At 49.1% G+C, this 12,049-nt stretch carries 8 protein-coding genes; 6 read left to right on the forward strand and 2 right to left on the reverse strand.

The genetic code is table 11. The features are described 5' to 3' along the window. The first annotated feature begins 68 nt into the window (after nucleotides 1-68). Entirely contained in the window at nucleotides 69-1,991 is a 1,923-nt protein-coding gene (gene mutL, locus K7B67_RS22930) for a DNA mismatch repair endonuclease MutL (protein WP_252178162.1), read from the forward strand. Between the two features lie 51 nt (nucleotides 1,992-2,042). On the opposite strand, the gene K7B67_RS22935 is transcribed toward mutL, so the two are convergent. Beyond that, a complete protein-coding gene (locus K7B67_RS22935) occupies nucleotides 2,043-3,875 on the reverse strand; it encodes an autotransporter domain-containing protein (RefSeq protein WP_252178163.1) in 1,833 nt (610 codons plus the stop codon). 318 nt (nucleotides 3,876-4,193) lie between these two features. On the opposite strand from K7B67_RS22935, the gene miaA reads away from it, so the two are divergent. From miaA to hflC, 5 genes are all read left to right on the forward strand, one after another. After that, nucleotides 4,194-5,165 carry a tRNA (adenosine(37)-N6)-dimethylallyltransferase MiaA gene (gene miaA, locus K7B67_RS22940; RefSeq protein ID WP_252178164.1) on the forward strand — a complete coding sequence of 324 codons (972 nt, stop codon included), beginning with the start codon at nucleotides 4,194-4,196 and terminating at the stop codon, nucleotides 5,163-5,165. Nucleotides 5,166-5,468: 303 nt separating this feature from the next. After that, nucleotides 5,469-5,726, forward strand: coding sequence for an RNA chaperone Hfq (gene hfq, locus K7B67_RS22945; protein ID WP_252178165.1), 258 nt, complete (start codon nucleotides 5,469-5,471; stop codon nucleotides 5,724-5,726). A gap of 88 nt (nucleotides 5,727-5,814) precedes the next feature. Beyond that, on the forward strand, nucleotides 5,815-7,104 hold the full coding sequence (gene hflX / locus K7B67_RS22950; protein WP_252178166.1) for a ribosome rescue GTPase HflX: 1,290 nt from the start codon (nucleotides 5,815-5,817) through the stop codon (nucleotides 7,102-7,104). A 170-nt stretch (nucleotides 7,105-7,274) separates the two neighbouring features. After that, nucleotides 7,275-8,456, forward strand: coding sequence for an FtsH protease activity modulator HflK (gene hflK / locus K7B67_RS22955; RefSeq protein WP_252178167.1), 1,182 nt, complete (start codon nucleotides 7,275-7,277; stop codon nucleotides 8,454-8,456). Next, complete coding sequence (hflC, locus tag K7B67_RS22960; protein ID WP_252178168.1) at nucleotides 8,453-9,331, forward strand: protease modulator HflC; 879 nt, start codon at nucleotides 8,453-8,455, stop codon at nucleotides 9,329-9,331. The genes hflK and hflC overlap by 4 nt, the downstream gene beginning before the upstream one ends. Nucleotides 9,332-9,498: 167 nt before the next feature. Here the strand turns inward: hflC and K7B67_RS22965 are convergent, their stop codons facing one another. After that, complete coding sequence (locus K7B67_RS22965) at nucleotides 9,499-12,036, reverse strand: hypothetical protein (RefSeq protein ID WP_252178169.1); 2,538 nt, start codon at nucleotides 12,034-12,036, stop codon at nucleotides 9,499-9,501. Nucleotides 12,037-12,049: the final 13 nt, after the last annotated feature.

The following is a 12,049-nucleotide window of genomic DNA, read 5'->3' on the forward strand; positions in this document are numbered from 1 at the left end:
GCTTGGCAAAAGTCGACGGGGGCTGATAGTCTTTCCGGCAATAAAACCGGACTGACTGACCCCTTTTTATGAAACCTATCCGTTTACTCGATACCCGCCTTGCTAACCAGATCGCTGCCGGTGAGGTGGTTGAACGTCCTGCGTCGGTTGTTAAAGAACTGTTGGAAAACAGTCTTGATGCCGGTGCGAAACGAGTGAATGTCGACGTAGACAGTGGGGGCGTCAAACTGATCCGTATTCGTGATGACGGACATGGCATTGGTAAAGATGATCTGGCACTGGCCTTGTCGCGACACGCCACCAGCAAGATTTCCGAACTGGAAGACCTGGAAGGTGTCGGCACCCTGGGTTTTCGTGGTGAAGCATTGGCATCCATCAGTTCGGTGTCACGCTTGACATTAACGTCCCAGGTTGAGAGTCAGGAGTCGGGCTGGCAGGTTCGTACCGAAGGGCGTGATATGGAGGCTATTGTCAATCCCGCGCCTCACCCTGTGGGTACCACCATCGAAGTCAAGGATCTGTTTTTTAATACCCCGGCACGACGTAAATTCCTGCGCACGGAAAAAACCGAGTTTTCCCATCTTGAAGAAGTGGTAAAGCGTCTGGCCCTGTCCCGGTTTGATGTGGGATTTGGTTTAAGACACAACCAGCGCAGTATTCATCAGCTCAGACCCTGTAGCACTCAGGCTGAGAAAGATCGTCGGGTCGCTGCCCTGTGTGGGCCGAAGTTTATTGAACACTCGGTGATTGTTGATGTTGAGGTGTCAGGGCTCAAGCTGTGGGGCTGGGTAGGGTTGCCCACCTTTTCCCGGTCCAGCGCCGATCTTCAGTACTTTTTTGTCAATGGCCGGGTAATCAGGGATAAGCTGGTGGCACACGCTGTTCGTCAGGCTTACCGTGATGTCCTTTACGGCGGCAGGCATCCAACCTTTGTCTTGTATCTTGAACTGGATCCGGCGCTGGTGGATGTCAACGTTCACCCCACCAAACATGAGGTTCGATTCCGGGATGGCCGAATGGTCCATAATTTCCTGTTCAGTACCCTGCATCGTGCCTTGGGTGAGGTGTCTCCGGAAGATCAACTGCCTTCAGCCGCACTTTCTTCACCACTTTCTTCACAACCTCAAACCCGGGCTTCCGGTGTTGAAGGTGGCGAGTTCAAGAGTCAGGAAAGTATGCAGCTGTCCCCGGCTCCGGGCGCTTCTTCTTATGCTCATGGTGCGACGTCGGGATCACCGTCGGCATCGGCAGGTGCCAGACAATTAAAAGAAACACCTATGCCAGAACAGGTTCAACAGCAGATTAAAGCCTACGGTGAACTCTATGCTTCTGGTGCTGCGGAGCACAATGCTCCTCAGGAAGGTCAGCCTTTAGCCGTCAACGATGCGCAAGCCGTTCAAGCCGATATTCCGCCCCTGGGTTTTGCCATCGCTCAGCTGAAAGGTATTTACATTCTCGCTGAGAATGAGCAGGGAATGATTCTGGTGGACATGCATGCCGCCCACGAACGCATTACTTATGAACGGATGAAAATTTCCTGGCATGCCGATGGCATTAAAGCCCAGCCCCTGCTGGTGCCAAAATCCATTGCTGTCAGTGACCGTGAGGCGACCTGTGCTGAAGAGAATAATGAGTACTTCAGGAAACTGGGACTGACTCTTGAGCGTATGGGGCCAGAAACGCTGCTGGTTCGTCAGGTGCCGGTGATGTTGCACAATGCGGACGTTGAGCAGCTGGTTCGTGATGTGGTTTCAGACCTGATGCAACACGGTGCCAGTGATCGTGTGGAAAGTCAGATTAATGAAGTGCTGGCAACAATGGCCTGCCATGGCTCAGTACGAGCTAACCGTCGTCTTTCCATCGAAGAAATGAACGCTCTGCTCAGGGATATGGAGCATACAGAGCGCAGTGGACAGTGCAACCACGGAAGGCCCACCTGGACGCTGTTAACACTGGACCAGCTGGACAAACTGTTTTTGCGGGGGCGTTAACCTCACAGGTTCCGTCCGTCCTTCAATCAGCTCAGGACGAACGGATAACGCTTACATGGACCAGGAAATGCCCACTTGCAGGGCTTGATAATCGATCGGATAGTCAATCGCCTTGCTGAACTGGTAGCTGCCATAAATTTCTACGTCGGGTGTCAGGGAATGTCCTACTCTCACCTTCATTCGCCAGGCATCGTTGTTGCTGATATCAGCGGGTAGATAGGCCATGCGGGAAAATTTTTTCTGTCTCAGGTTAACGGTTCTCACGTCATCACTATTAAGGTCTTTGTTGTAATCAAGCTGAAGGCCAAGACGTGTTTTGTCGTTTATAGCATCAAGAAAGACACCGGCTGCGGCATTCTTGAAGTCCAGCTCCTGATCACCGAATACCAGGGCGGACAGGCTGTCTCCGGACTCGGCAAAGCCATCCACCGATGACTTATGATAGCTGGCGGAAACCACAGGGCCTGCTTTTAGTTGTCCGTTGTCGTAGAGTGCGTAGCCCGCATCCAGCGTTAAACCATAGAGTTTGCCAGAAGTGGAGCTGCTTTCTTTACGTGTCAGGGCGGCCAAGCGGAAACCGCGCTTATTTTTGTAATCAAGGTCGAGATAATTTACTGCGGCATTGGAGAAAAACCTTTCCCCCTGGTAACTGGCAAACAGACTGCCACCTACACTGGTGGTTTTAAAGTCGGACTGCTCAGGCTTGTAACGGGTTTCAGCACCTTGTATAGCGACCCCCAGCTTGAGGCTTTCTGTCAATTGATAGTGAAGGCCGGCGTGGATTGCATAGCCCTTGTTGTCGTCGGCTTTTTTATCAACAGCATCATAAATCTGGTTTTCTACTCCAGCTCCGCCACCGCCAAAGAATGACAGGGTGCCTGGCGCCACGTCCCGCCAGCGGTACTGTGCCAGCTCGTTAAAAATGCTGCCATCCAGTGTGGTGGAATGAGAGTCTGCAATTCTTGGCAGGCCGCCGACCTCGGTAGCCCCTCTGACAGCCGACAAAATATAATCGCTGCCTATCTTGTGCATATAGCTGGAGGGGTGCAGGCCGTCCCAGAATACGGACTGGTTTGCAACGCCTGTTATAACGCGTTTTCTCTCGTCACCACCTTTAACACTGGAGTCGGGCTTTATACACGGAACGCTGTTTTCGCCCTTAACCATGCAGGTGATATCTACGTTTTCAGGGGGAAGATTAACAAGACCATAGGCTGCCGGGTTATCAGATACTTCTTTAAGCAGTCCGTACAAGTTCATATAGAAGACATTGGCATTGGAATTTTTGAGTTCTTTGAGGACGGAGCTATCAATGTCTTTGCTGTAGGTTCTGATGGCAGAGCGTTTGTCAGCCAACAATTTCTCTCCTCCCGGTGTTTCTCCGAGATTGGGAACATTGAGCATAAAGATATAGCGAGCGCCATAGCTATGGAGCGCATTGACACTGGCTATCAGGTTCCGGGCGACTTGCAGGGGTGTACGAAGCCCGAGCCTCTCAAATTCGACGTCATTGCTACCGCCCAGAATCATGTACATGGCTTTCTTATCTGCCTGGCCATGGTTTCTCATAAAGAAAGTATTCTGCTTCTGGGACTTGAAAATTTCCAGGTTCAACGGCGTGTAGGGTTTATCAGACGTGACGGATAACAGGATTTCCTCACTGGAGTTACCGCTCACAGCAAAGTTATTGCCGCCATCCATAGAGGGGCGAAGATTAAACCCCATGGTGCCGGCAACATTCTGGTTGTACAGGGTTTTGTCTGAGAACTTGAGTGGCACTTTCCGCCCGTGATAATCGATTTTCAGGTTTCCCGTATCTGAGATGCTGTCTCCAAAGCTATAAAACTGGCTATAAAGTTCGTTAGCCTGGACAGGGGATAGCATTAAGGAAAGAGCTGCCAGTGAAAGTATTTTTCGGCAAAAGGGAGTTAAAAACGGGACTGCTTTCATGAGAAACCCTTGTTGTGGATCAGTTTACGTCAGTCATTCCATTGTTTACACGTTCCAATAAAATAAAATCAGGACTCTGTTCGAGAATAGACTGCCCTACTGTGGTAGCAACAAATTGGTAAAAAAAATTTTTGCCGTTCCCGGCCAGGCCTTTGGAACTCTTTCACAAGTATTCAGTCTATGGCTTTTGATACCGGGAACGCTTCAGGTACACTCAGCTCCCCGTTTTTTTTGATAACGCTTTGTTTTTTTATGACATCCGAACCGAATACACAGACTGTCGCTCCTGAAGAAAAACGGCCACCGGCTATTTTTCTGATGGGACCCACTGCCTCTGGTAAAACGGATCTGGCGATCCAGTTGGCACAGAGGCTGCCCTGTGAGTTGGTCAGTGTTGATTCGGCACTGGTCTACAAAGGAATGGATATAGGAACGGCCAAACCCTCTGCCCAGGAACTGGCGCAGGCTCCGCACCGGTTGATTGATATCCGGGATCCTGCCGAGCCTTATTCGGCAGCCGACTTCTGTGAGGACGCTCTCAGGGAAATGACGGAAATTACTAATAAGGGAAACATACCTCTTCTTGTGGGAGGTACCATGCTCTATTTCAAGGCACTTCGGGATGGTCTGGCAAACTTGCCTGCGGCGGATCCACAGATCAGGGAAACGTTGCTGGGCCGGGCTGAGTCTGAGGGTTGGCAGGCACTTCATGAGGAGCTGCAAAGCGTTGATCCAGTGGCTGCCCGTCGCATTAAACCAACGGATACCCAGCGTCTGCAAAGAGCCCTGGAAGTTTATTATGCGACAGGCAAAGTACTTTCCCAGTGGCATCAGGAGCAGGAAACCCGTCAACTGCCTTATAATGTTGTGAATCTGGCCATAGCCCCCAGAGATCGCTCAGTGCTTCATCAGCGCATTGAAACCCGCTTCAAACTGATGTTGGAGCAGAACTTTGTGGATGAAGTCAGGGCTTTGTACGAGCGGGGAGACCTGGATATTTCACTGCCTTCCATCAGGGCGGTTGGTTATCGTCAGGTTTGGGGGTATCTTGAAGGAGAGATGGACTATGCCACCATGGTAGAGAAAGGCGTGGTTGCTACCCGGCAACTGGCCAAACGGCAGCTAACCTGGCTTAGAAGCTGGCCCGATATTCACTGGCTGGACAGTTTGTCAGAAAATCGGTTGGAAGAGGCCTTGAAATGGCTGAAGCCTGCCCTTACTTAGGGAATAATGAGAGATTGATTTCTGTACGAGTCTCCTCGGCTTTGTATTAGTTAAGGCATTGACAAAGTGCATTGGAAAAGACTGGTACGTAAGCACCTGTAATAGTTTCTGCAGGTTCGGTATGAGTAGCTAGTATTACCTATTGATGGCAGTGCGGGGCATCGCTTACTGTTGCCCAGCTAAATTTCTGGGCTGTGTATACAGAAAGAACAATCAGGTACTGGTGCTGCCGGTCAAGCGAATAGCCCACCTAGAAGTGAACAAAAGCTATTCAAAACCCGAGAATTAATAAGGAGTACAGAAATGTCAAAAGGGCATTCTCTACAAGACCCTTACCTTAATGTGCTGCGTAAGGAGCGCGTGCCGGTTTCCATCTACTTGGTAAACGGTATTAAACTCCAGGGGCAGATCGAATCTTTCGATCAGTTCGTAATCCTTCTGAAGAATACTGTTAGCCAGATGGTTTACAAGCACGCAGTCTCAACTGTAGTGCCAAGCCGTCCGGTACGTCTGCCAATGCAGGGCCAGGAAGGTATGCCCGAGCACGACGAGCAAGAGTGATTTTTGCTGGTTGACTGAAAGGCGCTTTAGTAGCGCCTTTTGGCGTTTATGAGTTCATTGCAAAAGCAAAAAATGTCAGGAGTTCTGTTTGTTTTTTGAACGCCATGAAGGTGGTGAAAGTGCAGTCCTTGTTCATCCGGATATGAGTGAAGACAAGGAACGGGAAGATCCGCAGGAATTTAAGGAACTGGTGCGTTCCGCAGGCGTTGAAACCCTCGCTTTTATCACGGTAAATGTCCGGTCTCCCTCTCCCCGCTATTTTGTCGGTCCCGGCAAAGTTGAAGAAATTCGTCAATCTGTTTTACAGCACAAAGCTGAAGTGGTTCTGTTTAACCACGCCCTGTCGCCCAGTCAGGCCAGAAACCTTGAAAAAGCGCTGGAATGCCGTGTGATTGATCGCACCGGGCTGATCCTCGATATTTTTGCCCAGCGAGCCAGAACCTTCGAGGGTAAGCTGCAGGTTGAACTGGCTCAGCTTGAATATATGAGTACCCGTTTGATCCGTGGCTGGACTCACCTGGAAAGACAGAAAGGCGGGATTGGTCTGAGGGGACCCGGTGAAACCCAGCTTGAGACTGACCGAAGGTTGCTGAGGGCGAGAATCAAGAGTATTACCCGCCGATTAGAAAAAGTGCGTAAACAGCGTGACCAGGGGCGCCGTTCCCGGAAGCGGGCAGAAGTACCACAGGTCTCTCTGGTGGGTTATACCAATGCCGGTAAATCCACGTTATTCAATAGCATGACTCAGTCGGATGTTTATGCGCAGGATCAGTTGTTCGCAACATTGGACCCAACGCTGAGAAGGCTGGATCTTGCCGATCTGGGGCCGGTCATTCTGGCCGATACGGTGGGATTTATCCGACACCTGCCTCATAAACTGGTGGAAGCCTTTCGAGCGACTCTGGAAGAAACGCGCCAGGCTGATTTGCTGTTGCACGTGATTGATGCCCATGACCCGGAGCGTCTGGAAAATATCAGGGAAGTGCATGAGGTTCTGAAAGAAATTGATGCCAATGATGTGCCTTCGCTACAGGTTTATAACAAAATTGACCTGCTGGCTGAGGTAGAGCCTAAAATCCAGCGTGATGATCATGGACGACCCGAAAGGGTCTGGGTCTCGGCAAAAGACGGCGCCGGTCTGGAGTTGGTTGAACAGGCCATTGCCGAACTGCTGGGCAATGATATGGTTCAGGGGCGTTTGCTACTTCGGGCCGATCAGGGAAAAGTCAGGGCCCGTTTATACCAGATGGGTGCCATCCAGTCAGAAGAATATTCTGATCATGGTGAACTGCTGCTGGATATTCGTATGCCCAGAAATGACTTCGAGCGGGTCTCGAAACAGGAAGGATTGCAGGCAGATTGCCTGACAGAGCGTTAGGATTATTGCCACTGAACAGACAGTGAGCGTGCAGGAAGCTGCGGCGATTACTAATATGAGCTTGCACTTCCTGCTATCCAAACTCTACAATCTGGGCTAGAACCACAACAGGTCCGTCAGGCTGACCGCCTTATGGATTTTTTTAAGTTACTGACTCTACGGAGACATATATGGCCTGGAACGAGCCGGGTGGAAACAGCCAGGATCCATGGGGTAGTGGAAATAATAAGGGTGGTGGCAAAAATCAGGGGCCGCCGGATCTGGACGAAGCATTCCGCAAACTGCAGGACAAGCTGAACTCAATGTTTGGTGGTGGCAAGAGCGGGGGCAGTTCAGGTGGAGGAAGCGGTAACTCCGGTTCCTCTTCAGGAATGTTTATTGGCATCATTGTTCTGGCAATTGTCGCCTATCTCTGGAACGCAGTTTACACCGTCGACGAAAAAGAGCGCGCCGTTATTCTGCGCTTTGGAGTATATACCGAGACCGTTGGTCCGGGTCTTCATATGTACTTCCCGCCTTTTGAAACCAAGTATCAGGAAAAGGTGACTGAACTTCGTACCTATAACCTGAGACAGCAGATGCTGACTGAAGACGAGAATATTGTTGAAGTCTCCATGTCTGTCCAATACAACATTGAAGACGTTAAAAATTATGTTCTGAACGTTGCCAAGCCTCTTATGAGTCTTGAGCAGGCAACCCAGAGTGCTCTGCGTCATGTGGTTGGCAGCTCCGAGATGTACCAGGTACTGACCCAGGGTCGTGAAGTTCTGGGGCAGGAGGTCCGTGCCCGTTTGCAGGAATACCAGGACAACTATGGTACCGGCCTGCGCATTGGTAAGGTCAACATTGAAAGTGCCCAGCCTCCGAAAGAAGTTCAGGCGGCTTTTGATGATGTAATCCGTGCCCGGGAAGATGAGCAGCGAGCCAAGAACAAGGCGGAAGCCTACGCGAACAAGATTATCCCTGAAGCCCGTGGTAAGGCTCAGCGAACCATCGAAGAAGCGAATGCTTACCGTGACGAGGTTGTTGCCAGAGCCGAAGGTGAATCGGATCGTTTCTCCAAGCTGTTGACAGAGTACAAACGTGCACCTGAGGTAACACGTGAGCGTCTCTACATCGAAACGGTTGAAGAAGTTCTGAAGAGCTCCAGCAAGGTGCTGGTGGACGTCAAGGGTGGCAATAACATGATCTACCTGCCGCTGGATAAACTGACCCAGGGCAAGACATCCACGCCAGCCCAGCCACCTGAGCTGAGCAGTCAGGAGTTGTCTGACATCAGTAATCGTGTTGCGGAGGAGTTGAACAAGCGAGTGAACAGTGCACGTAGTACCAGTGGGAGGGTTAGTCGATGAATCAGAAAGGTTTTACAGCCCTGATCGCCGGTCTGGTCATCCTGGTTTTGGCCTGGAGCTGTCTCTTTGTTATCAGCGAGCGTGAGCGCGCCGTGCAGCTGCGATTTGGTCAACTGGTGAACCCGAATCTCAAGCCGGGGCTGCACTTTAAATTCCCGTTTGTGGATAACGTGCGTATTTTTGATGGTCGTCTGCAACACCTTGAAGTGCCATCGGAGCGTTTTCTGACGCTGGAACAGAAAGCCGTTATCGTGGACTCTTACATCAAGTGGCGCATAGCGGACGTATCCAAGTTCTACAAGGCTACCGCTGGTGATATATACCGTGCCAACACGCTGCTTTCCCAGCGTGCCGAATCCAGAATGCGTAACAAGTTTGGTGGTCTGACACTGAATGAAGTGGTATCGGGTCAGCGTGACAAACTGATGAACGATATCACCAGCAATCTGGATAAAGTGGCCAGGGAAGAGCTGGGGGTCATGGTCGTCGATGTCCGGGTTAAGAAAGTAGACTTGCCACCTCAGGTCAGTGACTCGGTTTTCGAGCGTATGTCTTCCGAGCGTGAGAAAGAAGCCCAGGAGTACCGCTCTAAAGGTCAGGAAATGGCTGAAGGCATTCGTGCTAATGCCGACCGGGAACAGCGTGTTATCCAGGCGGATGCTTTTAAAGAAGCGGAGATTGTTCGAGGTGATGGTGATGCCAAGGCGGCTGAAATCTATGCCAAGGCTTACCGTCAGGATCCTGAATTCTATGCTTTCTATCGTAGTCTCCAGGCTTATAAAAGGTCCTTTAACAGCAAAAGTGACATCCTGTTGCTGGAGCCTGATAATGACTTCTTTAACTACCTGAACAGCCAGTCGGGCAGCAAAAAGTAAGCCGGTCAGGCCTCAGGCAAGTGTTTTGACACTCTGCCCACTGATTTCTTTAAATCAAGTGGGCAAATGCCAAAACGGTCAAGTCGGAAACAAGAGAAACTCCTTTACCGAGTGAGTGGCAGGCCGTAATCACCTGCTGCTTGCTCTTGCGGAACAAACCCGAGTTCTTATTCCTTAGTTAGTTGATCAGCAAGTTCCTTGGGAACTACGCCAAAGACAAAAAACATATTAGTTATGAACGCATTTTTTTGATCTGAAGTTATTGAGTCCAGGAATGTAACAAGCCCTTTCCTGGCAGTCTCGGAAAAATGACTGAAAAGCTCACGTTGTTCATCAGAAAGTTTTTGTATGAAACTGTGAGTTTCCGGTAGTACTGGGCTTAAAATAGCCAAAGCGGTAAATATGGCTCTAACCTGTTCAGGTGTAGATGAATTACATCCGGAAATATAATGGCCTAATCTTTCAAGTGTTTGAAATTGTGTGTTTCTTTCTATTAGGTGCCGGTTAGATGTAGTGGTAAAAGTATGCCGTGCAAAACCCCAGCGTAAAATGTCTATCTGTCCATCCTCATAAACTGGACAGCCAAAAATATAATCTTTATTCAGCTCTCTGGATAATTCGTTTAATCGAAAGAGAGTGTCACGTGTTGAAGGAACTATTTCATGTGTTAGTAAATTACTGGTTTGTTGAAATATATGGTAAATAAAATTCATTAATTCTTTTTTAGTTTGCTCATCTATTACTGGGCATTCAAGGTTGTATAGCTCATTGCTTGTCACAAGATTACGTTCTTTCAGTATGTCGGCTAGTTTATTTTCCTTAATAGTAAATAAAGAAGACTCAGTCAGAATGTCTATCCAGTGACTAGCCAGTGTTTTAACAATTCTTGCTATCTCAGTATGCTTATCAACATCATGATGACTGGCCAGTTCACCGACCTGTAAAATCAACTCGCCAGTAGATAATTCATTTCTGAAAAGTTTAACCCAGTACTTATGAAATGTGTTCAGGGCTTCTTTGTGAAAAAAAAGAGTTTCAGTGAAAACTTTATAAAGTTCATGGCTTTTGTAGTGAAGGACATTATGAAAAAATATCGTATCCTCCCCTTTACGTACCAAATCATTGAGCCATTGTGATAGCCTGATGGCTGAAGTGTCAACCAGGGGGACCGGTATTTTCTCTGTCGTTACAACAGGAGGCGGGTCGTTAAGACTTTGTTCGAATACAACTGTCCCATTGTTAACGCACTCGAAGCACATGTCATTGCGGTAGATACTTTTAATTTGTTTACACTTTTGGCAAACCCCACTGTTTGGCGTCCAACCGAAACCATCGTCTCCTCCATTACCATTACCATTACCATTGCCACTGCCACTATAGGTAGCTTGATAATAGGCTGCCTGAGATTTGGCATAGGAGGGAGGTTCGCTTGAACCAGGTCCAGAAACACTTTTTGTATTTTTTTCAGTTCCTTCTCCTTTCGGACAACTGACCCCCGTCGGGCAGCTGCCCGGAAAGACTGACACGCTGAGTAATTGTTTAGGGCTTAAAATGAACGCTTGTTTTGTATAACCACGGTAGTCTTCCGTTGGTTCCGGATTGCTGTTCAGGTAATGTTCAAATGCGGCTTCCAGGTTATCCGGGCTTCTGGACATCGCCAAAAAAAGTCCAGCATTTCGTTCAAGGTTTGCTCTCCTTATTTTATCCCACAGTTGTTGTGAAATAAGGATGGTCTGCTCATTCCAGCCCCGCTTGATTTTTAGAACAATCTGGGTGTCCCACACTTGTTTTTTCTTAACCGTCCCTTCGTTAGCGCCAAGGGCAGGCACCAGAATTATTCTGCTGACCAGCTTGCTCATCACTTCAAAAGAGTAAAGCGGGGCCATGCCACCTCCCGGCCTTCTTTTAAATGGATCGTCTAAATCGTCGCTGTCACCAAAACTACCACCAGAGCTGGTGTATGACTCGCTGTTATCAGCGATATTGGGGCTTGCGGGCATTGCAAAAGGTGCATTGGAACGGCTGGTATCGCCAGAATTGCTGAGCCTGCTTTCCGAAGCTTCGGGGGTAGGGAAAACAATATCGACAGATGATCGTTTTTTATCGCCATCAGAAGATGATGGTAAACCGGTGCTTTCTGAAACAATACCGCTGCATTCCGGTTCTATACTCCATTCATTATCATTGTCTTGAACCGACAGCACCAATGACGCCTTGCCCGTCGGTAAACGCCATTTCGCTAAATGTTCATATTGCCAGTGACCTGGGTCTGCTGTCAGCTCGGTCTGTCTCACTTCCCCAGCCTGAATATCCGGTAAACTCTGTCCCGTTGAAGTCCTGATAATCATGGGTGGGGAGGGGTAATGTTTCGTCGATAAGGCGTTAGCTGTCCTGAAACAAAAATGAAAGGTATCGCCCGACTTGCTATCCAGGTCGATATAGAGCTGGTTTTTCTCCAGCTCAGCTATCTTGCTTTTTTCGTCACTCTTTTTGGCATCGTAAACCAGGTGAAGCGGCGGACTGCCCTCCATAAACGACATTCTGCTGATCGTTCCCGATGTCTCTGAGGATTTGAACGGACTCCCCCATCCCGACCAGCTCAACAGGTTGGAAATGGCAGAGCTGTGACTGGCAACCGGTAAAATGGCAGACAGAATGAATAACAGCAACAAGCGAGTCATTGTGAAAAATCTAACCGTTTTCATAATTGGATTTGCT

This window comes from Endozoicomonas sp. 4G (assembly GCF_023822025.1).
In the GTDB taxonomy this organism is placed as follows: domain Bacteria; phylum Pseudomonadota; class Gammaproteobacteria; order Pseudomonadales; family Endozoicomonadaceae; genus Endozoicomonas_A.

Bases quoted from the DNA above. Each gene is read 5' to 3' on its own strand.
- K7B67_RS22935 (WP_252178163.1), bottom strand. From the start codon at position 3,875: ATGCTATCCCCTGTCCAGGCTAACGAACTTTATAGCCAGTTTTATAGC.
- hflC (WP_252178168.1), top strand. From the start codon at position 8,453: ATGAATCAGAAAGGTTTTACAGCCCTGATCGCCGGTCTGGTCATCCTG.
- hfq (WP_252178165.1), top strand. From the start codon at position 5,469: ATGTCAAAAGGGCATTCTCTACAAGACCCTTACCTTAATGTGCTGCGT.
- hflK (WP_252178167.1), top strand. From the start codon at position 7,275: ATGGCCTGGAACGAGCCGGGTGGAAACAGCCAGGATCCATGGGGTAGT.
- mutL (WP_252178162.1), top strand. From the start codon at position 69: ATGAAACCTATCCGTTTACTCGATACCCGCCTTGCTAACCAGATCGCT.
- K7B67_RS22965 (WP_252178169.1), bottom strand. From the start codon at position 12,036: ATGAAAACGGTTAGATTTTTCACAATGACTCGCTTGTTGCTGTTATTC.
- miaA (WP_252178164.1), top strand. From the start codon at position 4,194: ATGACATCCGAACCGAATACACAGACTGTCGCTCCTGAAGAAAAACGG.